The 25,846-nt window shown below is 69.2% G+C and carries 23 protein-coding genes and 1 pseudogene; 15 read left to right on the forward strand and 9 right to left on the reverse strand.

The annotated features are described in order from the left end of the window. Nucleotides 1-27: 27 nt before the first annotated feature. From ACI1V7_RS06370 to ACI1V7_RS06390, 5 genes are all read left to right on the forward strand, one after another. The gene (locus ACI1V7_RS06370) at nt 28-411 is read left to right on the forward strand and encodes a response regulator (RefSeq protein ID WP_404530904.1); all 384 of its coding nucleotides are present in this window, start codon (nt 28-30) and stop codon (nt 409-411) included. A gap of 75 nt (nt 412-486) precedes the next feature. Further along, a complete protein-coding gene (gene dgoD, locus ACI1V7_RS06375; RefSeq protein ID WP_404530905.1) occupies nt 487-1,635 on the forward strand; it encodes a galactonate dehydratase in 1,149 nt (382 codons plus the stop codon). Then, the gene (locus ACI1V7_RS06380) at nt 1,629-2,540 is read left to right on the forward strand and encodes a 2-dehydro-3-deoxygalactonokinase (RefSeq protein WP_404530906.1); all 912 of its coding nucleotides are present in this window, start codon (nt 1,629-1,631) and stop codon (nt 2,538-2,540) included. The genes dgoD and ACI1V7_RS06380 overlap by 7 nt, the downstream gene beginning before the upstream one ends. Beyond that, nucleotides 2,537-3,151 carry a 2-dehydro-3-deoxy-6-phosphogalactonate aldolase gene (locus tag ACI1V7_RS06385; protein WP_404530907.1) on the forward strand — a complete coding sequence of 205 codons (615 nt, stop codon included), beginning with the start codon at nt 2,537-2,539 and terminating at the stop codon, nt 3,149-3,151. Before ACI1V7_RS06380 ends, ACI1V7_RS06385 begins: the two co-directional genes overlap by 4 nt. Further along, nucleotides 3,141-3,656, forward strand: a complete 516-nt coding sequence (locus ACI1V7_RS06390; RefSeq protein WP_404530908.1) for a DUF3016 domain-containing protein — start codon at nt 3,141-3,143, stop codon at nt 3,654-3,656. Before ACI1V7_RS06385 ends, ACI1V7_RS06390 begins: the two co-directional genes overlap by 11 nt. A gap of 57 nt (nt 3,657-3,713) precedes the next feature. Here the strand turns inward: ACI1V7_RS06390 and ACI1V7_RS06395 are convergent, their stop codons facing one another. After that, nucleotides 3,714-4,133 (reverse strand): TerB family tellurite resistance protein, encoded by a 420-nt coding sequence (locus ACI1V7_RS06395; protein WP_404530909.1) that lies wholly within the window; start codon nt 4,131-4,133, stop codon nt 3,714-3,716. A 156-nt stretch (nt 4,134-4,289) separates the two neighbouring features. After that, nucleotides 4,290-5,957 (reverse strand): sodium:solute symporter family transporter, encoded by a 1,668-nt coding sequence (locus ACI1V7_RS06400; protein WP_404530910.1) that lies wholly within the window; start codon nt 5,955-5,957, stop codon nt 4,290-4,292. A gap of 328 nt (nt 5,958-6,285) precedes the next feature. On the opposite strand from ACI1V7_RS06400, the gene ACI1V7_RS06405 reads away from it, so the two are divergent. The 3 genes from ACI1V7_RS06405 (at nt 6,286) to ACI1V7_RS06415 (ending at nt 10,293) form a co-directional block, all read left to right on the forward strand. Then, the gene (locus tag ACI1V7_RS06405) at nt 6,286-6,894 is read left to right on the forward strand and encodes a hypothetical protein (RefSeq protein WP_404530911.1); all 609 of its coding nucleotides are present in this window, start codon (nt 6,286-6,288) and stop codon (nt 6,892-6,894) included. Between the two features lie 161 nt (nt 6,895-7,055). Next, nucleotides 7,056-7,889 (forward strand): ferritin-like domain-containing protein, encoded by an 834-nt coding sequence (locus tag ACI1V7_RS06410; RefSeq protein WP_404530912.1) that lies wholly within the window; start codon nt 7,056-7,058, stop codon nt 7,887-7,889. A gap of 22 nt (nt 7,890-7,911) precedes the next feature. After that, the gene (locus ACI1V7_RS06415) at nt 7,912-10,293 is read left to right on the forward strand and encodes a DNA polymerase II (protein WP_404531550.1); all 2,382 of its coding nucleotides are present in this window, start codon (nt 7,912-7,914) and stop codon (nt 10,291-10,293) included. Nucleotides 10,294-10,312: 19 nt separating this feature from the next. Here ACI1V7_RS06415 and ACI1V7_RS06420 read toward each other — a convergent pair whose 3' ends face one another. The 3 genes from ACI1V7_RS06420 to ACI1V7_RS06430 form a co-directional block, all read right to left on the reverse strand. Further along, nucleotides 10,313-10,861 carry a flavodoxin family protein gene (locus tag ACI1V7_RS06420; RefSeq protein ID WP_404530913.1) on the reverse strand — a complete coding sequence of 183 codons (549 nt, stop codon included), beginning with the start codon at nt 10,859-10,861 and terminating at the stop codon, nt 10,313-10,315. A 24-nt stretch (nt 10,862-10,885) separates the two neighbouring features. Beyond that, complete coding sequence (locus tag ACI1V7_RS06425) at nt 10,886-11,350, reverse strand: carboxymuconolactone decarboxylase family protein (RefSeq protein WP_404530914.1); 465 nt, start codon at nt 11,348-11,350, stop codon at nt 10,886-10,888. 173 nt (nt 11,351-11,523) lie between these two features. Then, entirely contained in the window at nt 11,524-11,973 is a 450-nt protein-coding gene (locus ACI1V7_RS06430; RefSeq protein ID WP_404530915.1) for an RrF2 family transcriptional regulator, read from the reverse strand. Nucleotides 11,974-12,281: 308 nt separating this feature from the next. On the opposite strand from ACI1V7_RS06430, the gene ACI1V7_RS06435 reads away from it, so the two are divergent. From ACI1V7_RS06435 to ACI1V7_RS06450, 4 genes are all read left to right on the forward strand, one after another. Further along, a complete protein-coding gene (locus tag ACI1V7_RS06435; protein WP_404531551.1) occupies nt 12,282-15,479 on the forward strand; it encodes an efflux RND transporter permease subunit in 3,198 nt (1,065 codons plus the stop codon). After that, nucleotides 15,469-16,644 carry an efflux RND transporter periplasmic adaptor subunit gene (locus ACI1V7_RS06440; protein WP_404530916.1) on the forward strand — a complete coding sequence of 392 codons (1,176 nt, stop codon included), beginning with the start codon at nt 15,469-15,471 and terminating at the stop codon, nt 16,642-16,644. The genes ACI1V7_RS06435 and ACI1V7_RS06440 overlap by 11 nt, the downstream gene beginning before the upstream one ends. Before the next feature lie 120 nt (nt 16,645-16,764). Continuing rightward, the gene (locus ACI1V7_RS06445; protein ID WP_404530917.1) at nt 16,765-17,496 is read left to right on the forward strand and encodes an immunoglobulin-like domain-containing protein; all 732 of its coding nucleotides are present in this window, start codon (nt 16,765-16,767) and stop codon (nt 17,494-17,496) included. 20 nt (nt 17,497-17,516) lie between these two features. Continuing rightward, on the forward strand, nt 17,517-18,542 hold the full coding sequence (locus tag ACI1V7_RS06450) for an alpha/beta fold hydrolase (RefSeq protein ID WP_404530918.1): 1,026 nt from the start codon (nt 17,517-17,519) through the stop codon (nt 18,540-18,542). 18 nt (nt 18,543-18,560) lie between these two features. On the opposite strand, the gene ACI1V7_RS06455 is transcribed toward ACI1V7_RS06450, so the two are convergent. Beyond that, on the reverse strand, nt 18,561-19,451 hold the full coding sequence (locus ACI1V7_RS06455; protein ID WP_404530919.1) for a LysR family transcriptional regulator: 891 nt from the start codon (nt 19,449-19,451) through the stop codon (nt 18,561-18,563). Between the two features lie 105 nt (nt 19,452-19,556). On the opposite strand from ACI1V7_RS06455, the gene ACI1V7_RS06460 reads away from it, so the two are divergent. Continuing rightward, a complete protein-coding gene (locus ACI1V7_RS06460; RefSeq protein WP_404530920.1) occupies nt 19,557-20,579 on the forward strand; it encodes an SDR family NAD(P)-dependent oxidoreductase in 1,023 nt (340 codons plus the stop codon). Here ACI1V7_RS06460 and alr read toward each other — a convergent pair. After that, nucleotides 20,564-21,730: an alanine racemase gene (alr, locus tag ACI1V7_RS06465; RefSeq protein WP_404530921.1), complete on the reverse strand. Its 1,167-nt coding sequence runs from the start codon at nt 21,728-21,730 to the stop codon at nt 20,564-20,566. The genes ACI1V7_RS06460 and alr overlap by 16 nt on opposite strands. Before the next feature lies 1 nt (nt 21,731). Further along, entirely contained in the window at nt 21,732-23,033 is a 1,302-nt protein-coding gene (locus ACI1V7_RS06470; protein ID WP_404530922.1) for a D-amino acid dehydrogenase, read from the reverse strand. Between the two features lie 110 nt (nt 23,034-23,143). Between ACI1V7_RS06470 and ACI1V7_RS06475 the strand changes: the two genes are divergently transcribed. Together ACI1V7_RS06475 and yddG are read left to right on the forward strand one after the other, a co-directional pair. Continuing rightward, nucleotides 23,144-23,629, forward strand: a complete 486-nt coding sequence (locus tag ACI1V7_RS06475) for an Lrp/AsnC ligand binding domain-containing protein (protein ID WP_290410878.1) — start codon at nt 23,144-23,146, stop codon at nt 23,627-23,629. A 14-nt stretch (nt 23,630-23,643) separates the two neighbouring features. Beyond that, a pseudogene (yddG, locus tag ACI1V7_RS06480) lies at nt 23,644-24,530 on the forward strand (aromatic amino acid DMT transporter YddG). Between the two features lie 27 nt (nt 24,531-24,557). On the opposite strand, the gene ACI1V7_RS06485 reads toward yddG, so the two are convergent. After that, nucleotides 24,558-25,820, reverse strand: coding sequence for a cyanophycinase (locus ACI1V7_RS06485; protein WP_404530923.1), 1,263 nt, complete (start codon nt 25,818-25,820; stop codon nt 24,558-24,560). Nucleotides 25,821-25,846: the final 26 nt, after the last annotated feature.

The following is a 25,846-nucleotide window of genomic DNA, read 5'->3' on the forward strand; positions in this document are numbered from 1 at the left end:
GGTCGTCGTCGCACACGACACGCGGCAATGAAAAAGATATTGGTGGTCGATGACCTGGGCATCGACGTGATGCTGACCCGGCTGGCGCTGGAACGCTGCGGCTTCCCGCACCGGCTCGTGATCGCCGGCGACGGCGAGGAAGCGTACCGGCTGGCCCAGGAAGACCGTTTCGACCTGCTGCTGCTCGACATCAAGATGCCGCGCGTGGACGGCTTCGAGCTGCTGGAAAAGCTGCGCGCGCAACCGGACGGCGAGCAGCTGCCCGTCATCGTCGTCTCGGGTTCCGGCCTCGAAGCGGACCGCCGCCGCGCCGACGCGCTGGGCGCCATCGAATACATACAGAAGGCCGTGGACTACGGCAGTTTCAAGGAAGAGCTCGGGGCTGCCCTGAAGCGCCACGGCTTCTGCTGACCCGCGCCAGGTTCCCGCTTTTTTCCGGAAGATAACGTACGCCGCCGAGATGGCGCCCGGGTCTACACTAGGTGGATGAAGATCACCCGCTTGTCCACGTACCGCGTGCCGCCACGCTGGATGTTCCTGAAGATCGAGACCGACGAAGGCATCCACGGCTGGGGCGAGCCCATCGTCGAAGGCCGCGCACGGACCGTCGAGGCGGCCGTGCACGAACTGGCCGACTACCTCGTCGGGCGCGACCCGTCCCACATCAACGACTTGTGGCAGACCATGTACCGCGGCGGCTTCTACCGCGGCGGCCCCGTCCTGATGAGCGCCATCGCCGGCATCGACCAGGCGCTGTGGGACATCAAGGGCAAGCGGCTCGGCGTGCCCGTCTACGAATTGCTGGGCGGTCTGGTACGCGAGCGCATGAAGACCTACAGCTGGGTGGGCGGCGACCGGCCGCACGACGTCATCGACGGCATCTCGGCGCGCCAGGCCGTCGGCTTCGACACCTTCAAGATGAACGGCACCGACGACCTCGGGCTGATCGACAGCGCGCGCAAGATCGGCGAAACGGTCAAGCGGGTGGCGAACATCCGCGAGACCTTCGGCGACGCCATCGAGTTCGGCCTGGACTTCCATGGCCGCGTGTCATTCCCGATGGCCAAGGTGCTGCTGCGCGAACTGGAGCCGCTGCGCCCCCTGTTCGTCGAGGAACCCGTGCTGCCGGAACACGGGGACGGCTTCCGCCGGCTCGCCGACGCCACCTCGATCCCCATCGCGGCCGGCGAGCGCCTGTTCTCGCGCTTCGACTTCCGCCGCGTGTTCGAACAGGGCGGCCTGGCGATCGCGCAGCCCGACCTCTCGCATGCGGGCGGCATCACGGAATGCGTGCGCATCGGCGCCATGGCCGAGGCCTACGGCGTCGCGCTGGCGCCCCATTGCCCTCTGGGCCCAGTGGCGCTGGCCGCCTGCCTGCAGGTGGACTTCGTGTCGCACAACGCCGTGCTGCAGGAGCAGAGCATGGGCATCCACTACAACAAGGGCGGCGAAGTGCTCGACTATGTCCTCAACAAGGAGGATTTCGCGATCGTGGACGGCTACATCAAGCCGCTGCCCAAGCCCGGCCTGGGCGTCGAGATCGACGAGGCGGCCGTGATGGCCGCGACCGAACGCGCGATCGACTGGCGCAATCCGGTCTGGCGCCATCCCGACGGCAGCATCGCCGAATGGTGACGTCCATGCGCCTGCTCGGGATCGACTGGGGCACCAGCAACCGCCGCGCCTACCTCGTGGGACCGGGCGGCGCCTGCCTCGACCGCCGCAGCGACGACCAGGGCATGCTGGCCGCGCGGCCGGACTTCGGCCCGTCGCTGGCGGCGCTGCTCGCCGACATGGGGACCGGCGCGGACGTGCCCGTCGTCGCGTCCGGCATGATCGGCAGCGCGCAAGGGTGGAAGGAGACGCCCTACCTCGACGCGTCCGTGCCGCTGGAAGACCTGCCGCAGCACCTCGTGCCCGTTCAGGACGCGGCGTCCGGGCGGTCCTGCCTGCTGGTGCCGGGCTACCGGGAACAGGATGGCGAAGGCCGGGTCGACGTCATCCGCGGCGAGGAGATGCAGCTGCTCGGCGCCGTCGCCATGGGGCGGCGCGACGGCTGGTTCGTCCTGCCGGGCACGCACAGCAAGTGGGTGCGGCTCGAGGAAGGCGTGATCCGCCACGTGTCGACCTTCATGACGGGAGAATTCTTCGCCACGCTGGGCAAGCAGGGCACGCTGGCGCCGCTGATGGACGGCCCCGATATCGACGCCGCGTTCGACGCCGGCGTCGCCGAGGCCGGCCACCGCGCGTTGCTGACGAATGCGCTGTTCGGCGTGCGCGCCCGCGTCGTCACGGGCGCGATGCCGGCCGCGCACACCCGATCCTTCGTCAGCGGCCTGCTCATCGGCGCGGAGCTGCTGGCAGCCCTGGACCTCACGAGCGATGCGCGCGGCGAGGTCGTCTCCATCGCCGCGCCCCGGCTGCACGGCTACTATGCGCGGGCCGGCGGACAGCTGGGCATCGCCCTCGCGCCCCTCGACCCGGACGCCGTGTACGTCGCCGCGCTCGGGCTTTTCCTCGACCGGATGCCATTCCCATGAACCTCGACCGTATCGACCTGCCCCTCGTCGCCATCCTGCGCGGACTCGACCCCGCCGATGCCGCCACCGTCGGCCGCACGCTGTTCGACGCCGGCTTCCGGCTGATCGAAGTGCCGCTGAACCGTCCCGGCGCGCTGCAAGCGATGGGCATCATCCGCGACCTGGCGCCGCCGGACGCGCTGGTCGGCGGCGGCACGATGCTGACGCTGGCCGACGTCGATGCCGTGGCCGACGCGGGCGGGCGCATCTTCGTGGCGCCGAACTACGACCCGGCCGTGATCGCCCACGCGCGCGAGCGAGGACTGCTGTGCGCGCCCGGCGTGGCGACGCCCACCGAGGCGTTCGCAGCGCTGGCCGCCGGCGCGCACATCCTGAAACTGTTCCCGGCCGAGACCATCGGGCCGGCCGGGCTGAAGGCGATGAAATCCGTGCTGCCAGCGGGGACGCCGCTGTGGCCCGTGGGCGGCGTGACGCCGGAGCAGATCGCGGCCTGGAAGGCGGCGGGGGCCACGGGCGCCGGGATCGGCAGCCAGCTGTTCACGCCGGGCGTGGCGCCGGACGAGCTTGCACGCCGGGCGCAGGCGTTTGCGGCCGCCTGGCATGCGGCGTGACACCGTGACGCGCGCGCTGCTTCCTGCGCTGGTTCCCGCGCTGCTTCCAGTATTCCTGCTGCTCGCGCCTTGCCTGGCGTCCGCCGCCGTCACCGTCAACTTCGTCGCATCCGATCGATACACGGATCTGCCGCGCGCACCGGAGCTGCGCCAGCAGGCACTGGACGACCTCGCGGCCCACTTCCGCCGCCTGGGCGAGGGACTGGGGCCGCGCATGGACCTCGTGGTCGACGTCCTCGACGTCGACCTGGCCGGGCGCGAGCGCCCCGGCACGCCGTCCTTCGACAGCGTGCGCATCATGGACGGTATCGGCGACCGGCCGAGCATGCGCCTGCGTTACCTGCTGACGGACGATGGCAAGGAGGTAGCGCGCGGCGAGGCGGAGCTGTCCGACGGCGGCTACCGCGAACGCGTCTCCACCTATCTGCATGCCGAGAGCCTGCCGTACGAAAAACAGATGATCGACGACTGGTGGCGCAAGACGATGCCGCCGCAGGGACGCTGACACCGCGCCGGCCAGACCAGGCGGCGCAATCCGGCGAGGAAGTTCAGCCAATGCCGCTCAGCCGATGCCGCTCCCGGCGATCTTCCCGTTGCCGTCGGCATCCGCCTCGATGCCCCACGCCTCCGTCGCCCTGTGCAGCAATGCCACTTCGGCGTGGGCGAATTCGTCGTCCGCATAGGCCAGCTGCCACATGGCTTTCCATACGCGCAGCCGGAGTTCCGGCCGGACGATTTCCGCCAGGGCTTGATCGATCATGCCGGCATCGATCTTGACCAGGTCGTCCGACGTCGCGGGAAGATCGGCGGTCAGCTCGCGCAGGACGCCATCGAACACCTGTTCGTCGATCCCGGCATGGCCGAGGATGCTCAATCGGTACGTCGCGGCGATTTCGGACGGTGATCCCCCGCCGTCGCTGATGACGGTCAACGCCAGCAATCGGGAAATGGCTTGTGGGCTATCAGTGGGATAGGAACGCATGGTGTTGTCCTTGCTGGGCAGGTTTGGCTGCCATGGTAGAACGATGCGCAAATTCACGACAACACCGTTGGCTGTCCCGCATGGGCGGACGTCCAACGGACATCGTCCCTGAGACGACAGGGGCGATCCCGGCGACGCGAGGGGTTCGGCGGGCGCCTACCACCACACCCCATAAATTGTCGCGACCAGCACGCAAACGACGGCCGAACCGAAGGCAAACGCCCCGTCGACGCGGAACAGCTGGCGATCGACGACCAGCGCCTTGATCTTCGAGGCGTCGCCCATCTTGCTGATGACGACCATGCCAGCGACGACGGCCCAGAATACGATGAACATGCGGTCCAGGAACGGGATCTCGTAGACGCCGTGACCGTTGTCGGCGGCGAAGCCGATCGGGGCCAGCAAGGACAGGTCCATCATGTCGGGCAGGAACTTCAGGATGATCGAGAACACCAGGCCGCCGATGGTCGCGAACATCGCGGCCGGCGCGGTGGTCTTCTTCCAGAAGAAGCCCAGCAGGAACATGGCCAGGATGCCCGGCGAGACGAAGCCCGTGTATTCCTGGATGTACTGGAAGCCGCCTTTCTTGTCGATGCCGAGGAAGGGGGCGATCAGCACGGCGAGCACCATCGCCACCACGACGGAGACGCGGCCGATCCAGACCATCTTCGTTTCGGCGGCGTCCTTGTTGAAGTTCTTCTTGTAGATGTCGAGGGTGAAGATGGTGGCGATCGAATTGGCCTTGCCGGCCAGCGAGGCGACGACGGCGGCCGTCAGCGCGGCGAAGGCGACGCCCTTCAGGCCTGCCGGCAGCATGGCCAGCAGTGTCGGGTAGGCGCGGTCGGGATTGAGCTCGCCGCCCACGCGCATCGCGTCGCCCAGCACGCCGGCACGGTCCAGTGCGAAGGCGGCGATGCCCGGCAGGACGACGATGACCGGCATCAGCAGCTTCAGGAAGGCGGCGAACAGCAGGCCCTTGCGCGCGGTCTGCAGGTCGGCGCCGAGGGCGCGCTGGGTGATGTACTGGTTGCAGCCCCAGTAATTCAGGTTGACGATCCACATGCCGCCGATCAGCGTGCTCAGGCCCGGCAAGTCCATGTAGTTGGGGTCGTTGCGGCCCAGGACCATGTTGAAGTGGTCGCGGGTGCTGCGGAACAGTTCCGTCGCGCCGCGGATGGCGCCGTTGCCCTGGCCCAGCGTCGCTACCAGGTCGAGCGCGATCCACGTCGTCACCAGGCCGCCGATCACGAGGCACAGCACCTGGATCACGTCCGTGTAGCCGATCACTTTCATGCCGCCCAGCGTGATGATCGTGGCGAAGATGGCCAGGAACAGCATGCAGGGGAAGACGCCGATGCCGACGATGCTGCTGATCGCCAGCGCGCCCAGGTACAGGATCGAGGTGAGGTTGACGATCACGTACAGGCCCAGCCAGAACAGTGCCATCGTCGTGGCCACCGCCTTGCCGTAGCGCTGCTCGAGGAATTGCGGCATCGTGTAGATGCGGTTCTTCAGGTACACGGGCATGAAGAACACGGCCACGATGACGAGGGTGGCGGCCGCCATCAGCTCGTACACGGCGATCGCCATGCCGATGCGGTAGCCGGAGCCGCTCATGCCGATGAACTGCTCGGCCGAGATGTTGGAAGCGATCAGCGAGGCGCCGATGGCCCACCAGGTCAGCGACCCCTCCGCCAGGAAGTAATCGTGCGAGGCGGTCGTCGAGGCGCTTTTCTTGCGCCGGTAGACCCACAGTCCGTAGCCGGCGACGACCACGAAGTAGACGAGGAAGACGAAGGTGTCCAGGGAGGTAAACAGGTTCATGGAGTGTCTCGTGTCGCGGACGGTGGGGTCCGCTGCTTGTTATATGGTCGGCCGGTGCCGCGCCGCTTGCCGTCTGCTGTTTGCGCAAACATTTCGCATCCTATCATTCTTGACAACTTTTTTGGAATCGTTTTCGTTCCCAAGGAATTTGTGCATGTAAACATGCCTGAAGGTAAGGAACTGAAGGATGCTGTGCAAACGACTATACTGGCCCCAAGCCTGATGTCACCTTGACAATGTCTCGCTGGGTGACCGAAGGCGCCGGAGGGCTTGCGCCAGAACGGCGTGGCCCAGTGTGGCTCACCATGCATCATGTCAGGAGGCTCATATGAAGACCAAGACCCCACTGCTGCGCAGCATCGTCGTTGCCTGCACCCTGTGTGTCGCCGCCGCCGGTTCGGCGCTGGCGCAGTCGCAGACCGCCAAGAAGCCGGGCGACCCGGCGCGCTGGTACACGAAACAGCAGACCAGCACGACCCTCAAGAAGGAAATCAACGCGGCGTATGCCGAACAGAAATCCGCCTGCAACCGCGGCGCCAAGTCGGAACGTGCCGGCTGCCTGGCCGACGCCCGCAAGACCTACCAGAACGACATGAAGAACATGACGCAGCTGGCGCAGAACACGCCGGCCGGCGGCGTGAGCGAACGCGTCGTCACGACGACGGAAGGGGACGGCAGCAGCGCCGTGGGCAGCTCGCAAGGCGGCGCGACGGCCTCTGGCGGCATGGATGCCGGCGCCGCGGCGACGGGTGGAACGGGCAGCACCGGCAGCATGGGTAGCAGCAGCAGCGGCATCACCGCATCTGGCACCTCGCAGTCGGATGCCGAGGCGGCGACCAGCGCCAGCGGCCAGCCCCAAGTGCCGCAGACGCAGCCGATGCAGCCGCCGCCGGTGACCACGCCGCCGCGCAGCGAGGATGCGCCGATCCAGCGCTGAGCTGACCCCGCTGGCGTCGTCCCTGCGCAGGCAGGGACCCAATGCTGCCTGCAGGGCGGCGACGCTTGCAGAACTTGGGTCCCTGCCTGCGCAGGGACGACGGCGTTGTGCACGGGTGGTACACTACCGGCCTTTCCGTTTCAGCCGTACAGGATGTACCGATGACCACCCCGGCGCGCGCGCCCGAACTGCGCACCCAGGCCCTGCTGTGCCTGGTCGAAACCGATCCCGCCGCCAAGGCCGCCGGCGTGGCGGCGCTGGTGGCGGCAGCGCGGGCCGGCACCCTGGCCATCGATCCCGCCGCCGACCTCGCGCCGCCGGGTGGCATTCCCGGCCGTCCCGCGCGCCCCGAGCTGGTGCCGCCGCGCCTCGTGGGGCGCCGGTCGATGGCGACGGTGGAGGGCCGCGCGATGCTCGTGCACGCGCTCGCCCACATCGAATTCAATGCCGTCAACCTGGCGCTGGACGCCGTCTGGCGCTTCCCCGGCATGCCGCAAGCGTATTACACGGACTGGCTGCGCGTCGCCGGGGAAGAGGCCTGCCACTTCGAGATGCTGGCCGCGCACCTGCGCACGCTGGGCTGGTCCTACGGCGATTTCGCCGGCCATGACAGCCTGTGGGAGATGGTCGCCAAGACCAGTGGCGACGTGCTGGCACGCATGGCGCTCGTGCCGCGCACGATGGAGGCGCGCGGCCTCGATGCGATCCCGCCGCTGCGCGCCAAGCTGGCGCAGGCGGGCGACGAGGCGGCCGCCCGCATCCTGGACATCCTGCTGCGCGAGGAGGTGGGCCACGTCGAGATCGGCAACCGCTGGTACTTCTTCCTGTGCGAACAGCGCGGCCTCGAGCCCGTGTCGACATACGACGCCCTGACGGTACGCTACAAGGCGCCCGTCCTGAAAGGCCCGTTCAACGTCGAGGCGCGGCGCCTGGCCGGCTTCTCGGAGGCCGAGCTGGCGCGCTACGTCGGCGACGGGCTGGCCAGCGCCGGGTGACGTAGTGGAACACTCCTCGAGCGTGGACACGGCGCAGCAGGGCTTCCTGCTGACGCGGCACTGGCGCGATACGGATGCCGGTGTCGAGGTCGCGTTCTGGCTCGCGACCGACGCGGGGCCGCGGCTGGTGCGCCTGGCGCCGCAGCAGGCCGTCGCCTTCGTGCCGGCCGAGCAAGGCGAGATGCTGCGGCGCCTACTGGCGCGCGAGCGCGGCGTCGAGCTGCGCGAGCTGGGCCTGCGCGACTTCCGCAACCGCCCCGTGCTGGGCCTGTACTGCCGCCAGTACCGCCACCTGCTGCGCCTGGAAAAACGCCTGCGCGAACACGGCATCGACGTCTACGAGGCGGACGTGCGTCCGCCCGAACGCTACCTGATGGAGCGCTTCATCACGGCGCCCGCCGCATTCACGGGCACGCCCATGGAAGGGGACGGGCGCGTGCTGGTCGATGCCCACCTGAAGCCGGCGCCGGGCTACCGGCCGCGCCTGTCGACCGTGTCCCTCGACATCGAGACGACGATGCAGGGCGAGCTGCGTTCGATCGCGCTGGAAGGCTGCGGCCAGCGCCAGGTCTACATGCTGGGCCCCGGCAACGGCGACCCGTCGACGCTCGATTTCGACTACGAGCTGTGCGCCACGCGGCGCGAGCTGCTCGACCGCCTGGAAAGCTGGATCGAACGCCACGACCCGGACGCGATCATCGGCTGGAACGTCGTGCAGTTCGACCTGCGGGTGCTGCAGGAACATGCCGAACGGCTGCAGCACCCGCTGCGCCTGGGCCGCGACGGCAGCCCGATGGAGTGGCGCGAGCACGGCCGGCAGGAACATTATTTCGTCTGCATCGCGGGGCGGCTGGTCATCGACGGCATCGAGGCGCTGCGCTCGGCCACCTGGAGTTTCCCTTCGTTCAGCCTGGAACACGTGTCGCAAAGCCTGCTGGGCGAAGGCAAGGCGATCGACAATCCCTACGACCGCATGGCCAGCATCGACCGCATGTTCGAACAGGACAAGCCGGCGCTGGCGCTGTACAACCTGCGCGACTGCGAACTGGTCACGCGCATCTTCGACAAGGCGGGCCTGATGGCCTTCCTGCTGGAACGCGCCAGCGTCACGGGCCTGGCCGCCGACCGCAGCGGCGGCTCGGTCGCCGCGTTCGAGCATTCCTACATGCCGCTGATGCACCGCCTGGGACGCGTCGCGCCGAACATCGGCGACGTGCCGGGCGCCGACAGCCCGGGCGGCTTCGTGATGGATTCGCGCTCCGGCCTGTACGACTCCGTGCTCGTGCTGGACTACAAGAGCCTGTACCCGTCCATCATCCGCACCTTCCTCATCGATCCGGTCGGCCTCGTCGCCGGGCTGGAAGAGGACGAGGCGGAGACGGTGCCGGGATTCCGCGGCGGCAGGTTCTCGCGCACGCAGCACTGCCTGCCCGGCATCGTCGCGCGCGTGTGGCAGGAGCGCGAGGCGGCCAAGCGCGAACGCAACGCGCCCCTGTCGCAGGCGCTCAAGATCATCATGAACGCCATGTACGGCGTGCTGGGCACCACGGGATGCCGCTTCTTCGACCCGCGCCTGGCTTCGTCGATCACGATGCGCGGCCACGAGATCATGCACCGCACCCGCGAGCTGATCGAGGCGCAGGGCTACCAGGTGATCTACGGCGACACCGATTCCACCTTCGTCTGGCTGGGCCGGGCGCACGAGGAAGAGGAGGCGGCGCGCATCGGCCGCGGCCTCGTGGAGCACGTCAACGGCTGGTGGCGCGCCCACCTGCGCGAGGAATTGCAGCTGGCGTCGGCGCTGGAGCTGGAATACGAGACGCATTTCCGGCGCTTCCTGATGCCCACCGTGCGCGGCTCGGACGAAGGCAGCAAGAAGCGCTACGCGGGGCTGGTGCGCAACGCCGACGGCAGCGAGGAGATCGTCTACAAGGGGCTGGAATCCGTGCGCACCGACTGGACGCCGCTGGCCCAGGAATTCCAGCAGGCGCTGTACGGACGCGTGTTCCGCGGCGAACCGTACGAGGACTATGTGCGCGACTACGTGGCCGCCACCATGCGCGGCGACTTCGACGCGCTGCTCGTCTACCGCAAGCGCCTGCGCCGCCCGCTGGAGGAGTACCAGCGCAACGTGCCGCCCCACGTGCGCGCCGCGCGCAGCGCCGACGAATTCCACGTGCGCCAGGGCCGCCCGCCGCAGTACCGCCGCGGCGGCGGCTGGATCCGCTACGTGATGACGATGGCGGGACCTGAGCCGATGGAAGTCGTCGAGGCGGGCCGCGCCGCGGCGATCGACTACGAGCACTACCTGACGCGCCAGCTCGAACCGGTGGCGGATGGCATCTTGCCGTTCCTGGGGGACAGCTTCGGGCGCCTCACCAGCCGTCAGGGAGCGCTGTTCTAGGGTGGCCGCTCCGCGCCGTTCATGCCGCTATCGCGCGCTGTGTCATGCCGGCGCGCGCCGTCTCCACGATGCGTGCACCCAGCCGCTCGCTGGCGCGCAGCTCGGCCGGCGTCGGGGCCGCAGCACCGGGCACGGTAGGCGCCGCCGCGCGGGAGACGGCAGGGCGCGTGTGCACGTGGTCATGTTCTACCCAACGCATGCCGTGGCGGGCGGCGAAGGCAGCCAGATGCGCCAGCGTGGCCGGCCGGGCGTCCGCGCCGGCGACCCCGGCCGCCACCTTGCCGCGCCATCTGAACGCGGCGCAGGGCAGCTTGGCGCTGTCGTCCATGAATTGCTGGAACGACGGCATGCGGACTGCTGCGGCGCCCGCGGCGGCAGGACATCCGAACACGATCGCGTCAGCGCGCTCGAGGTCGGCCCACCACGCGCCGGGACGCCCGATGTCGAGCAGCAGCACCTGGGCGCCGGCCCGTTCGGCACCCATCGCCACCGCGACGGCATGGCGCTCCGTGTGGCCAGGGCCGCCGAGGTAGACGACGGCGACGCGGACGGCTATCGAGAGGGACATGGGTGTCTCCTGTCGATGGCCGCCTTACATCCCCGGCGCCGGCGTTACCGGGATCTGGTTACGCAGCGACAGGTTGATCACGTTCCAGCCGCGGATCACGGCAATGACATAGCCCAGTTCCGCGATCTCGGTATCGCTGAACTGCTCGCGCAGCGCGGGCCAGGCGGCGTCCGTGTCGTCGCGGGCGGGCAGGGCGTTGACGGCATCGGCCCAGGCCAGGGCCGCGCGTTCGCGGGCGTCGAAGAACGGCGACTCGCGCCAGCCGGCCACGCTGTTCAGGTGGCGCGGGTCGCGCCCCTGCTTGACGAGGTCGCGCCAGTGCATGTCGACGCAGACGCCGCAGCCGTTCACCTGCGACACCCGCAGGTTGACCAGTTCGACGAGCTGCGGCCCAAGCGAACTTTGCTTGGCCGCGTGCGACAGGCCGATCATGGCTTTCAGGGGCGCGGGGGCGAGGGTGAACAAGGGGAGGCGGGCAGTGTGCGACATGGTCGGTCCTTTCAGGTCATCGACAGGGCTGCGGATTGCAGCCCTCATGCCTGTTAGACGTACCCGGGACGCCGGTCGTGACAGCGAAACACACTTTTTTCGCGACCGTAGAGTGGGCGCGGCCGGCGCAGGCACCACGTGCCCAACGACGCGGATGCCTTGCCTGAAACCGGTCAGGCCGCCAGCGTGCGGTGCAGCGTCACCGGCTGCTCCTTCGGCGCGGGCTCCGGCAGCAGGTCGGCCAGCGTGTGGCGGTCCAGCTCCGCGAGATAGGCCGATGTGGCGTCCTTGAGGACGCCTTTCAGGCGGCACGCCTTCGTCAGGCCGCAAGGGGTACCCTCAGGATTGAAGCACTCGGCCATGTAGAAGTCGCTTTCGGCCATGCGCACGACGGCGCCTACATTGATGTCCTGCGGCTCGTGGTTCAGGCGAAAGCCGCCATTGCGCCCGCGGACGGTCTCGACGACTCCATTGCGGCCCAGCTCGTGCACGACCTTGGTCAAGTGGTTCTTCGATATGCCATGCAGGTCCGCGATCTCCTGGATCGTTACGAGGCGGTCGCGGTTGCTGCCGAGGTGCAGCAGGGTCCGCAAGGTGTAGTCGGTGAAAGAGGTCAGGCGCATGAGGCATCCAGTATACAAGATATGAAGCCGGACAACGTCATGCCCGCCGGTGCCGATTTTGTGTCGACTTTCGTGGCCGGGAACGCGGGTTCTCCATGGTTGTTCTTACATGTTTCAGCCCTGTACAAAATTCCCCGGTGGTGCACTGCAAAAAATCTAGCCTTCAGTTAATATTTCGCGCATATTAGCGCCTTCGCACGCCGTTGGCGGCAAAAAGCCCGTCTTTACGGGAAGTTGCTGCGTATTGAAGTCATCTGCCGGCATGTGCCACGGCGTGCGTTGCTGTTCATTCTTGGAGTTCAACAATGCTGCTTGGCCTGGTCCGCGTCGCGCTGCGCCGCCCCTATACCTTCGTCGTGCTGGCGCTCACGCTGCTGATCATCGGTCCCCTGGCCGCGATGCGTACGCCGACCGACATCTTCCCCGACATCAAGATTCCCGTGATCGCCGTCGCCTGGCAATACACCGGCCTGCCGCCGGACCAGATGGCGGGCCGCATCTCGACGCTGTTCCAGCGCGCGCTGACGACGACCGTCAACGACATCGAGCACATCGAGGCGAATACCTATCCGGGCGTCTCGGTCATCAAGATCTTCTTCCAGCCGGGCGTGAACATCGCCGTCGCCAACGCCCAGGTGACGGCCGTCTCGCAAGCGCTGCTCAAGCAGATGCCGGCCGGGACGACGCCGCCGCTGATCCTCAACTACAACGCCGCCACGGTGCCGATCCTGCAGCTGGCGCTGTCCGGCGTGGGCATGTCGGAACAGCAGCTGTACGACTTCGGCCTGAACACGCTGCGCATCCCGCTCGTGTCGGTGCCGGGCGCCGCGATCCCGCTGCCCTTCGGCGGCAAGCAGCGCCAGGTGCAGATCGACGTCCGTCCGGACGCGCTGCAGGCGCGCGGACTGTCGGCGCAGGACGTGGCGAACGCGCTGGCGACCCAGAACATCCTGACGCCGGTCGGCACCCAGAAGATCCACGACCTCGAATACACGATCCAGCTCAACAGCGCACCGTCGGCGGTCGAGGACCTGGGCCGCATTCCCATCAAGGTCGTCAACGGCACCACGATCCTGATGCGCGACGTCGCCGACGTCCACGACGGCAACGCGCCGCAGACCAACGTCGTGCACGTGGACGGCGGCCGTTCCGTGCTGATGTCGGTGCTGAAGAACGGCACCGCATCCACGCTGGCCATCGTCGACGGCGTGCGCGCGCGCCTGGCCGGCATGCAGGGCGTGCTGCCCGACGGGCTGAAGGTCAAGCCGATCAACGACCAGTCCGTGTTCGTGCGCGCCGCCGTCAAGGGCGTGGCGACCGAGGGCGTGATCGCGGCCGCGCTCACCAGCATCATGATCCTGCTGTTCCTCGGCAGCTGGCGCTCGACGGTCATCATCGCCGTGTCGATCCCGCTGTCGATCCTGGGCGCGCTGATCGCGCTGGCCGCCACCGGCGAGACGCTGAACCTGATGACGCTGGGTGGCCTGGCGCTGGCGGTGGGCATCCTGGTCGACGACGCCACCGTGACCATCGAGAACATCAACTGGCACCTGGAGCACGGCAAGGCCGTGGAGCCGGCCATCATGGACGGCGCGCAGCAGATCGTCACGCCGGCCCTCGTCTCGCTGCTGTGCATCTGCATCGTGTTCATTCCGATGTTCTTCCTCGAAGGTGTGGCCGGCTTCCTGTTCGTGCCGATGGCCAAGGCCGTGATTTTCGCGCTGGTCTGCTCGTTCATCCTGTCGCGTACCCTGGTGCCGACTATGGCCAACTGGCTGCTCAAGCCGCACGTCGCGCACGAGGACGGCAACGCGCCCAAGCTGAACGCGGCGCAGCGCTTCCAGCGCGGCTTCGAGGCGCGCTTCGAGCGCATCCGCCAAGGCTACCGCGGCATCCTGGACAAGGCGATCCTGCGCCGCGGCCCGTTCATCGGGGGCTTCCTCGTGTTCGTGCTGGCGTCCTTCCTGCTGGTGCCTTTCCTGGGCAGTAACTTCTTCCCCGCCGTCGATTCCGGCCAGCTGCTGATCCACGTCCGCGTGCCGGCCGGCACCCGCATCGAGGAAACGGCGGCGCGCTTCGCGAAGATCGAGCAGGTGATCCGGCGCGAGATCCCCGGCAAGCAGATCGCCACGATGGTGGACAACATCGGCCTGCCCGCATCGACGATCAACATCACCTATAACAACACGGGCGTCTCCGGTTCCCACGACGGCGACTTCCAGATCGCGCTGGGCGAGGAGCATGCGCCGACGGCGGACTACGTGCGCCGCCTGCGCGAGGTGCTGCCGCGCGAATTCCCGGACACGACGTTCTCGTTCCCGCCGGCCGACATCGTCAGCCAGATCCTGAACTTCGGCTCGCCGGCGCCGATCGACGTGCAGGTCCGCGGCCGCGACATCGACGCCAATTTCGCCTACGCGCAAAAGCTGTACAAGCGCATCCGCGCCATCCCGGGCGTGGCCGACGTGCGCATCCAGCAGAACAACCGCGCGCCGCAGTTCAACGTCGACGTCGACCGCACCCAGGCCCAGTTGCTCGGCCTGACCACGCGCGACGTCGCCAACAGCATGGTCGTCAACCTGGCCGGCAGCAGCCAGGTCGCGCCGACCTTCTGGCTGAATCCGGACAATGGCGTCAGCTATCCGATCGTCATGCAGACCCCGCAGCACCAGCTCGATTCGCTGGCGGCGCTGCAGGACCTCCCGATCGGCAACGGCGCCAGCGGCACGACCGCGGCCACGCTGGGCGCCATCGCCAGGATCGAGCGCGGCAACGCCAGCGCCCTGATCAGCCAGTACGACGTGCAGCCGATGGTGCAGATCCACGCCACCACGCAGGACCGCGACCTGGGCGGTGTGGCCGCCGACATCCGCAAGGCGATCGCCGACACGGCGGCCGACGTGCCGAAGGGCTCGAAGGTCGAGATGCTGGGCCAGGTGCGCACCATGGAGCGCGCGTTCTCCGGCCTGCTGTTCGGCCTGCTGGGCGCCGTCGTCCTGATCTACCTGCTGATCGTCGTGAACTTCCAGTCCTGGGTCGACCCCGCCGTCATCGTGTCGGCGCTGCCGGCCGCGCTGGCGGGCATCGTGTGGATGCTGTTCGCGACGCACACGACGCTGTCCGTGCCCGCGCTCACGGGCGCCATCATGTGCATGGGCGTGGCCACCGCGAACAGCGTGCTGGTGATCACCTTCGCGCGCGAGCGCCTCGAGGAATTGAAGGATGCCAGCGCCGCGGCGCTGGACGCGGGCTTCGTGCGCTTCCGCCCCGTCCTGATGACGGCGCTGGCGATGATCATCGGCATGCTGCCGATGGCGCTGGGCCTGGGCGAGGGCGGCGAGCAGAACGCCCCGCTGGGCCGCGCCGTGATCGGCGGCCTCATTTTCTCGACGTTCGCCACCCTGGTGTTCGTCCCTGTCGTCTTCAGCCTGGTCCACGGCCGCCGCGCCCCGCGCGCCGCCGGCGGCCAGTCGCCCCAACCCGGAGTTCCCGTCCATGCAAACTAATCCATCGTCTTCCGCCAAGTCGCCGCGCGGCCTGCTCGTGGCCGGCATCTTCGTCGTCGGCGCCGGCGCCATCGTCGCCGGCGGCCTCATGACCCGCCATTCCCAGGCCGAGCAGCTGCAGGAGGGCGCCAGCGCCCGTTCCGTGCCGACCGTCGCCCTCGTGTCCATGAAGGACGCGCCCAGCGCGCCGCTGGACCTGCCGGCGCGCATCGAAGCCTGGTCGCGCGCCCCGATCTACGCGCGCGTCAGCGGCTACCTGGGCGCCTGGAAGGAAGACATCGGCGCCCACGTCAAGGCCGGCCAGGTGCTGGCCACCATCGAAACGCCGGACCTGGACCAGGACCTGAGCCAGGCCCAGGCCCAGCTGGCCGTCGCGCGCAGCGACCTGGCGCTGTCCGAATCCACGGCCAAGCGCTGGCAGCTGCTGGTGGCGCAGAATGCCGTCTCCAAGCAGGAGGCGGACGAGAAGCAGAGCGACTACATCGCCAAGAAATCGACCGTGGCCGCGCTCCAGGCCAGCGTCGACCGCCAGCAGGTGCTCAAGCGCTACACGCGCCTGGTGGCGCCGTTCGACGGCGTCGTCACCGCGCGCAACACGGACGTGGGCGCCCTGGTCACGGCCGGCAGCAGCGCCAGCGGCGCCGAGCTGTTCGTCGTGTCCGACCTGCGCAAGCTGCGCGTCTACGTGCAGGTGCCGCAGCGCCAGGTGGCGCTCATCAAACCGGGCAGCGAAGCCGTGCTGACCGTGCCGGAACGCGCCGGCCAGCAGTTCAAGGCAACCGTGCAGTCGCTGTCGCAGGCGATCAATACCGGCACCGGCGCCATGCTGGTGCAGCTGGCCGTGGACAACACGGGCGGCGAGCTGCTGCCGGGCGCCTATGCGAACGTGCGCTTCGATGTGCCGACCGACAGCGGCGCCGTGGTCGTGCCGCCGGGCGCCGTCATCCTCGGCAAGGCCGGCCCGCAGGTGGCCACCGTCGACGGCTCCGGCCACGTGCTGCTCAAGAAGGTCGCCATCGCGCGCGACCTGGGCAGCGCCATGCAGCTCGACGGGGTGACCCGCAACGACCGCATCATCGACAGTCCGCCGGACGGCGTCGCGAACGGCGACGCCGTGCGCGTGGCCCAGGCCGCACCGGCGCCGGCCGCGCGCAAGGCCGGCTGATCGCGCCACCGGGCCGGCACCCGCGCGCTTGTGACAAACCGCGTATTTGCCGGCCCATCTTTTTGGTAGAGTGTCGTCGCCGCGCGGCGATGACCGCGCCCACTCTCCCAAAGGATGAACATGAAGCGTCTGCTCGGTTGGCTGTTCCTGGCGTGCCTGGTCGTGGCATGCGGCGATCCGGATGCCGGCCCGCCGCTCGGCGATTTCCCGGCCATCAACAAGACGACGGTGGATGCGCCATTCACGCTGACGGCGCCCAGTTCGCGCAGCCCGGCGCCGTTTACCTTCACCAGCAGCAATCCCGCCGTCGCCACCATCGCGGGGACGACCGTCACCATCAAGGGACCGGGGACGAGCACGATCACGGCATCCCAGGAACGCACGGGCAGCTTCGGGCCCACGTCGAAGACGACCACGCTGACGGTGGCCGAGGCGTCCTGTCCCTCGGGCCAGACCCTGGTCAACGGAACCTGCCAGGCGGACCGCAGCTGCATCGAACCGGCCACGCTGCAAGGCAACGACTGCGTCGCCACGCTGGAGCCTGCCGTCACCGTGAACAATGCGACCTGGGCCGCGGTCACCCTCAACGATGTCTTCGCCGATGCGCGCGACTTCTGCGCGCGGACCACGATCAACGGGGCGAGCGGCTGGCGCCAGCCGACCATCGACGAACTCACGGGCTTGTACGCATCCGGCACCGTCCCCCGTTCCGGCTGGACGCTCGGCGAAACGTGGAGCGCAACGGCGGGAGCGCGGGCATCGACCCACGCGGTCCTCGACCTGCGCACCGGCACGCGGACCGACCGCGCCGATACCGCGAATGCCGCCGTCGGCTGCATCCGCCCGAACTGACCACGACAGGAGCCTCCGTAATGAATCCATTGACGATCCGCACTGCCTGCGCGGCGCTTGCAGTGTCCTTGCCCGTGTTCGTCCACGCCGCGGTGCAAGCGGATTCCGCCGCCTTCGCCAAGCCCGGCCAGCTGGTCGACATCGGCGGCCGCAAGATCAACCTGCATTGCAGCGGCAGTGGTCCAGTGACCGTCGTGTTCGACGCCGCGTCGGGCGAGGCGGGATGGAACTGGCACCGCGTGCAGCCGGAGGTCGCCAGGCAGGCGCGCGCCTGCACGTTCGACCGCGCGGGCATCGGCTTCAGCGATGCGGCCAAGCGTCCGAACACGTCGGAAAACGCCGTCGCGGACCTGCACGAGGCGCTCCGCGTTGCGGGCATCAAACCTCCGTACGTGCTGGTCGGGAATTCGCTCGGCGGCGCCAACGTCCAGGTATTCGCTTATCGCTATCCAGCCGAAGTAAAGGGCCTCGTCCTCGTCGAACCGCAGACCGAACACGAGACGGAACGCCTGGACAAGGCCTCCGGCGGCCGCATCAAGGCCATGTATGCGATGGTCGAGCGCCAGGACCAGTACTGCCTTGCTGCCGCCAGGAAGGGGTTCAAGGCCGGCAGCGAGGAATTCGGCAATTGCGTGGGCAAACCGCAGGATTACTACGGCCCCGTGCTGGGCGCCCAGGTACAGGCCATGTACATGAAGCCGGGCTACTGGGACGTGCGCGCCAGGGAGTTCGTGGCGATCGACACCAGCGACGCCCAGCTGCGCGCCTTGCGCAAGCCCTTCGGCGACCTGCCGCTGGTGGTGCTCACGCGCGGCGTCAGCCCCTACGCGGTGCCGGGCCAACCGCAGAGTGCCGTGAACAAGGCCGTCGAGGACGAGAACGAGAAGATCCACAAGGAGCTGGCCGCCCTGTCGACGAAGGGCATGCAGCGCGTCGTGCCGGGCGCCGGCCACATCATCCAGGACGAGCAGCCGGCGGCCGTGGTGCAGGCCGTGCTGCAGGTGTTGCGTGAGGTGCTGCGCCAGGTGCCGGCCGCCGCGCGCTGACCGCTCCCCGGCAGTGCCTCAGCCCGAGGCGTGCGCGGCGAGCGCTTCCGCCAGCGCGTCGAACGTCACGCGGCAGCGCGGGCTGTTGCGCAAGTCCTCGTGCATCGTGATCCAGGTGTCGAAGACGAGTTCGAACGCGTCCGGCAGCACGCGCACCAGCGCCGGTGCGCGGCGCGCGAGCGGGACCTGGCAGAAGCCGATGCCGGCGCCGGCGCGGATCAGGGCCAGTTGGGCGACGTCGCTGTCGGTGCGCAGGGCAAAGCTGCGCCGGTCCAGTTGCGGCCAGCGCTTCAGCCCCGCGCGCACCAGGGGCGTCAGGCGGTCGTAGCCGATCAGCGTGTGGCCGGCCAGTTCCGCGCTGTCGGCGGGCGTGCCGCGCCGCGCCAGGTAGTCCGGATGCGCGTGCAGGCCGACGGCGATGGCGCCGATGCGGCGCGCCACCAGCTGGTCCTGCGCCGGCCGCACCATGCGCACGGCGATGTCGGCCTCGCGCTGCAGCAGGTCCTGGACGTCGTTCGACAGCAGCAGCTCGACCTCGAGGTCCGGATGGCGATCGCGCAGCCGGGCGACCACGTCCGGCAGCACCTCGACGCCCATCACTTCGCTCGCAGTCACGCGCACGACGCCGCGCACGCCGTCGCCGATGCTGGCCGCCGCCCGTTCCAGTGCCGCCGCCGTGCTCTCCATCGCCTGCGCATGCGGGCGCAAGGCCAGCGCCGCCTCGGTCGGCAGCAGGCCCGTCGGCGAACGGGTGAACAGCGCGAGTCCGAGCCCCGCCTCCAGCGCCGCCACGTGGCGTCCCACGGTCGGCTGGGCGACGCCCAGCGCGCGGGCCGCGCCGGACAGCGAGCCTTCGCGCAGCACGCCCAGGAAGGAGCGGTACAGCTCCCATTCGATCGTCGATGTCATCTCCCTCCGCCTATACAAATATGCATGGCCGCTGCATCAATGTATGCAATTCCATTTGGCCCGAGCATGCAGCAAGATGGCTGCATCGTCAACGAGGAGAGCGACATGCAGATCGATCGACACACGGGAATGCAGGAAACCGCCCTGGTACTGGGCGCCAGCGGCGGCATCGGCGGCGAGGTGGCGCGCCGGTTGCTGCGCGAGGGCTGGAACGTGCGCGCGCTGTCACGGCGGGCGGGCGGGGAGGCGCGGCGGCAGCCGGACATCGCCTGGATCCAGGGCGACGCGGAGGATGCCGCCGCCGTGCGCGCCGCGGCCGCCGGCTGCGCCGTGATCGTCCACGCCGTCAACCCGCCCGGCTACCGCGACTGGGACAAGCTGGTGCTGCCCATGGTGCGCAATGCGATGGCCGCCGCCGACGCAGCCAGTTCAGCCGGCGCGCTGGTGGTGGTGGCCGGTTCCGTCTACAACTACGGGCCCGACACGCCGTCGCCCATCGCGGAAGGCGCTCCCCAGCACCCCGCCACGCGCAAGGGCGCCGTGCGGGTACGGGTCGAGGAGGAGCTGGAAGCGTGGTGCGCGCGGGGCGGCCGGGCCCTGGTGGTGCGCGCCGGCGACTTCTTCGGCCCCCATGCGGGCAACAACTGGTTCGGCCAGGGCCTCGTCAAGCCGGGGCGCCCGATCACCCGCATCGCCAACCCGGTGCGCGGCGGCGCCGGCCACCAGTGGGCCTACCTGCCGGACGTGGCGGCGACGATGGTCGCGCTGATCGTCCGCCGCGCCACGCTGGCCCCGTTCGCCCGCTACCACATGGGCGGCCACTGGGATGCGGACGGCACGGCGATGGTCGGGGCGATCCGCCGCGTGGCCGCCGTGCACGGCCTGGATGCGCGCGTGTCGCGCTTTCCCTGGTGGCTGGTACCGCTGCTGGCGCCGTTCAACGTGACGATGCGCGAGCTGGGCGAGATGCGTTACCTGTGGGAGTGGCCCGTGCGGCTGGACAATGCGAAGCTGGTGGCGGAACTGGGCGCCGAGCCGCACACGCCGCTGGACGAGGCGGTGAGCGCGACGCTGGCGGGGCTCGGTTGCCTGCCCGCCGGCGCCGGGCTGCGTCAGGCGTTGGCGTAGACGCGGTGGAAGCGGCCGCTCAGGCGCGTCAGCACCTCGTAGCCGATCGTGCCCGCCTGGGCCGCGACCTCGTCGACGTGCTGGTGGGGGCCCAGCAGCTCGACGGCGAGGCCCGGCGCGATGCGCTCGCGCGGGATGGCGCTGACGTCCAGCGTGATGCTGTCCATGGAGACGGTGCCGGCAATCGGCACGCGTACGCCGTCCACGAATGCGTATCCCCGGTTGGTGAGGGCGCGCAGCCAGCCGTCCGCATAGCCGATGGCGATGGTGGCGATGCGGCGCGGACCGTCGGCCCGGAAGCGCGCGCCGTAGCCGACGACGGTGCCGTCTTCCACGTCGCGCACCTGCACGATGCGCGCCTGCAGCGCCGCCACGGCGCGCATCGGATTGGCGCTGCCGGGACGCGGGTTGATGCCGTACAGCGCCGCGCCGGGCCGCACGATATCGTAGTGGAAGGCGCTGCCCAGGAACAGGCCGGAGGAATTCGCCAGGCTGCAGGGCAGGCCGGGGAAGCGGGCGCGCAGGGCCTCGAAGCGGGCGAGCTGCGCCGCGTTCATCGGGTGGTCCGCTTCGTCCGCGCAGGCCAGGTGGCTCATCAGGAAAGCGGGCTCGATCCCGCCCATCCATCCGGCCGGATCGCCGAGCAGCGCGAGGTCGGCCGGGGACATGCCCATGCGCGACATGCCCGTGTCGACCTGGATCGCGGCGGGCAGGCGCCGGCCGAGCCGGCGGCCGGCGGTGATCCATTCGCGCGCCTGGCCGGCGTCGTTCAGCACGGGCGAAATGCCGTGGGCGATGAAATCCGCGGCGGTGCCGGGCATGGCGCCGTGCAGCACGTAGATGGCGCGGTCAGCCGGAACCAGGGGACGCAGGCGGATCGCTTCGTCCAGGTGCGCGGTGAAGAAGACGCGGCAGCCTTCCTCGGCCAGCACGGGCGCGATGCGCGCCATGCCCAGACCATAGGCGTCCGCCTTCATGATGCCGGCGACCAGCGCGCCGCCGGCCTGTGCCCGCAGCAGGCGGTAGTTGGCGCGGATGGCGTCGAGGTCGACGGTCAGCAGGGCGCCGGCGCGTGCGGCCAGATCGACTGCGTCGCTTGCGCCGCTCGTGGGCAGGTCCGAGTCCAGCGCGGTATCGGTGGAGCGGTCCATATCAGGCACGCGCGATGGCGGGACGGGCGGCGGCGTCGCTGTTGCCGGCGTAGCGGAACACGGCCAGGTCGTCGGCCGGAATGGCGGGCGTGCGGCCGCCGACGAGGTCCGCGATCACGCTGGCGGAGCCGCAGGCCATGGTCCAGCCCAGCGTACCGTGGCCCGTGTTCAGGAACAGGTTGCGCAGCGGCGTGGCGCCGACGATGGGCGTGCTGTCCGGCGTCATCGGGCGCAGTCCCGTCCAGAAGGTCGCGTTCTTCAGGTCGCCGCCGCCCGGGAACAGGTCGTTGACGACCAGTTCCAGCGTCTCGCGGCGGGCCGGGTTCAACGCCTTGCTGTAGCCGGCGATTTCCGCCATGCCGCCCACGCGGATGCGGTCGTCGAAACGGGTGACGGCGATCTTGTAGGTCTCGTCCAGGATCGTCGAGACGGGCGCCTTGGCGGCATCGACGATGGGCACGGTCAGCGAATAACCCTTGAGCGGATAGACGGGGACCTTGAACTGGTCGCGCAGCAGCAGGCGCGAATAGCTGCCCAGCGCCAGCACGTAGCGCTCGGCGCCGAACGTGCCCTTGCTGGTGTGGACGGCGGCGACTTCTCCGTCCTTGATCTCCAGGCGCTGGATCTCGGTGTCGAACTCGAAGCGCACGCCCAGTTCGCGCGCCATCTGGGTCAGGCGCGAGGTGAACAGCTGGCAGTCGCCGGTTTCGTCGTTCGGCAGGCGCAGGCCGCCCACCAGCTTGCCGCGCACGTGGGCCAGGGCCGGCTCGGCCTGGGCCAGGCGCGCGCTTTCCAGCACCTCGAACGGTACGCCCGCGTCGCGCAGCACCTCGATGTCCTTGGCGGCGCCGTCGAACTGGGCCTGGGTGCGGAACAGCTGCAGCGTGCCCTGCTGGCGGCCCTCGTAGGCGATGCCCGTGTCGGCGCGCAGCTGGCGGATGCAGTCGCGGCTATACTCGGCCAGACGGACCATGCGTTCCTTGTTGACGGCGTAGCGGCCGGCGTCGCAGTTGCGGTACATCTCCCACATCCACTGCAGCTGGAACAGGCTGCCGTCGGGGCGGATGGCCAGCGGCGCGTGGCGCTGGAACAGCCACTTGAATGCCTTCAGCGGGATGCCGGGCGCGGCCCAGGGCGAGGCGTAGCCGGGCGAGATCTGGCCCGCGTTGGCGAAACTGGTCTCCAGGGCCGGGCCGGGCTGGCGGTCGATCACCGTCACCTCATGGCCGGCTTTTGCCAGATAATAGGCGGTGGTCACGCCGACCACACCGCTGCCCAGCACCAAAACGCGCGTCGCTCGCATAGCTCTTCCCGGTTTCCCCTAAACGGGGACGATATTAGTAAAGATTGCCATATTACAGCGAGTGTTGCGATAATTGATTCGGTAATTCCATCCCTTTTTGGTGAAAATTCATGCGCGTACAAAAGGAGTCCAGCCGTGTGCTGGACCGTATCGACCTGCACATCCTGACCATCCTGCAACAGGACGGCCGGATCGTGATGAAGGACCTCGCGGAACAGGTGGGGTTGTCGCTGACACCGTGCATCGAACGCGTCAAGCGCATGGAGCGCGACGGCGTCATCGCCGGCTACCACGCGCGCGTGACGCCGCAGGCGCTGGGCCTGCAGATCCTCGTCTTCGTCGAGATCACGCTGCGCCAGAAATCGGAAGGGGCGTTCGAACGGTTCCGGCGCGCCATGCTGGCCATTCCCGAGGTGCTGGAGTGCCACCTCGTCTCCGGCGACTTCGACTACCTGATCAAGGCGCGCATTCCCGAGATGACGGAATACCGCCGCCTGCTGGGCGAGATCCTGCACGTGGCCGACGGCGGCCAGTCGAAGAGCTACGTCGTGATGGAAGAAGTGAAGGAGACGCTGGCGCTGGCAGTCCAGCGATGAGCGGGCGCCCGGCCATGTCGAGAGCGCAGCGTGCGACGGCGACGGGCCTGCTGGCCATCGCGCTGTGGAGTTCGATCGTGGGCCTGATCCGCAGCGTCAGCCAGGGACTGGGCGCGACGGGCGGCGCGGCCATGATCTATACGGTCGCGTCGGTCCTGCTGCTGGCGACGGTCGGCCTGGGCGACATCCGCGCGTTCCCGCGCCGCTACCTGCTGCTGGGTGGCGCGCTCTTCGTGTCCTACGAACTATGCCTGGCACTGTCGATCGGCTACGCCGCCACGGACCGCCAGGCGATCGAGGTCGGCATGGTCAACTACTTGTGGCCGGCCCTCACGATGGCGTTCGCCATCCTGTTCAACGGCCAGCCGTCCAGCCCCTGGATCGTTCCCGGCGTAGGACTGGCCCTGCTGGGCGTGTGCCGCGTGCTGGGCGGCGAGCAGGGGCTCGACCCGGCTGCCGTGCTGGCGAACGTCCGCAGCAATCCGCTGAGCTACGGCCTGGCGTTCGCGGGCGCGCTGATCTGGTCGACCTATTGCACGGTGACGGCCAGGATCGCCGAGGGCAGGAACGGCGTGACGCTGTTCTTCATCCTCACGGCGCTGGCGCTGTGGCTGAACTACCTGGCCTTCGGCGGCGCCCCGATGGCGTTCGACTGCGCACGACCGTGTGCCTGGCACTGGCCGCGGCCGCGATGGGCTTCGGCTACGCGGCGTGGAATGTCGGCATCCTGCACGGCAACGTGACGGTGCTCGCGGGCGCTTCCTACTTCATTCCCGTGCTGTCGTCCGCGCTGGCGGCGTTCGTGCTGGACACGCCGCTGGCGCCGGCCTTCTGGCAGGGCGCCGCCCTGGTCTGCGCCGGCTCCATCGTCTGCTGGCTGGCCACGCGGGGCCGGCGCTAGCGCGGGTGGCGCGTCAGTCGCTCTCATTCAATCGCTCTCGTACAGCGGCTGCTTCATGCGGATGGGCTTCACGTCCAGGCGCACGCGGTAGACGGAGTAGGTGTCGGCGCGGTTCGACTCGTAGGCTTCGCTCTCCGGCACCTTGGAGAACGTGAACTCAAAGCCCCGCTCCGGTGCGGCGCTGGCCGGCCCGCCGAACGCGATGCCCGTCGCCTTCGGCAACTGGCCCGACCCCAGCTTCCACAGCACGTCGACGACGGCCTGGTTGCCCAGGATGTCCGGCGTGAACCAGGATCCGGCGGCGGCGGGGCCCGTGTTCTCGATCTTCTCCTTGTCGTCGCCGGGCTTGAAGGTGGCGCTCGCCGTCTCGTAGCGGTCGCCCGCGTCCATATAGCTGATGCGCGCATTGCTCACGTTGAAGCCGGGGCGGGCGCCATCCACGGTGGCCTGGCCCAGGTCGAGCAGGATCGCGCCCTTGTAGCCGATGACCTGGATGGCCAGGCCCGGCTTGCCCGCCGGGTGCGTGACGACGGCCGCCGTGTTCTCGTCGATGCCCAGGCCCAGCCGGTACTTCCGGGCCAGCATCGCGGGCAGCATGCGGGCGAAGCGGCCGCGCACGAGCAGGTGCTGGTCGACGAACACGTCGTCGCCGATGAAGCCCAGGCCCGGCGCGATGTCGCGCCCGTCCACGATGCCGCTCTTGAGCGTCGGCAGCGGGGCCTGGCCCTCGTAGAACATGGTGCTGCTCATGATGGCCGCGCCGGCGCTGGTGCCGGCGATGACGCCGCCGCGCCGGTACATGGTCCACAGCGCGTCCAGCACGGCCGTGTTGGTCCCGTCGGGCCGGCGCAACGCCGCCGTGATGCGGCCCTGGTCGCCGCCCGTGAAGAAGGCGCCGCCGGCGCCGGCCACCTGCGCGGCCAGCCTGGCGTCGTCGGCCGCCTTGCGCACGTCGCTGTCCTTCAGGCGCGGCGCCAGCGGCACGATGAACGGGTCGGCGCCCGCGCCGCGCAGGACCTCGGCGATGAACCTGGCCGAGCGTTCCGGGTTGCCGGCGGCCGTCGCGAACACGGCGATGTGGGCGCCGCGGCCGCCGGCCAGGTCGACGATCGTCTTCCAGACGGCGGCATTGTCGGCGCGCAGCGCGCCGCCGGCGATCACGAGCGATCCCTTGGGGACGGCCGGCGCCGGGTCGGCGGCATGGGCGGGAGTGCTTGCGCCTGCGGCCAGGCCGACGGCGAGGAACAGGGAACGAAGGAACAGGCGATTCGCGGCCAGGCGCTGGAACATGCGGACTCCGATGGTGACGGTTGGGC

The organism is Massilia paldalensis, assembly GCF_044901715.1.
Taxonomy (GTDB): domain Bacteria; phylum Pseudomonadota; class Gammaproteobacteria; order Burkholderiales; family Burkholderiaceae_D; genus Telluria; species Telluria paldalensis.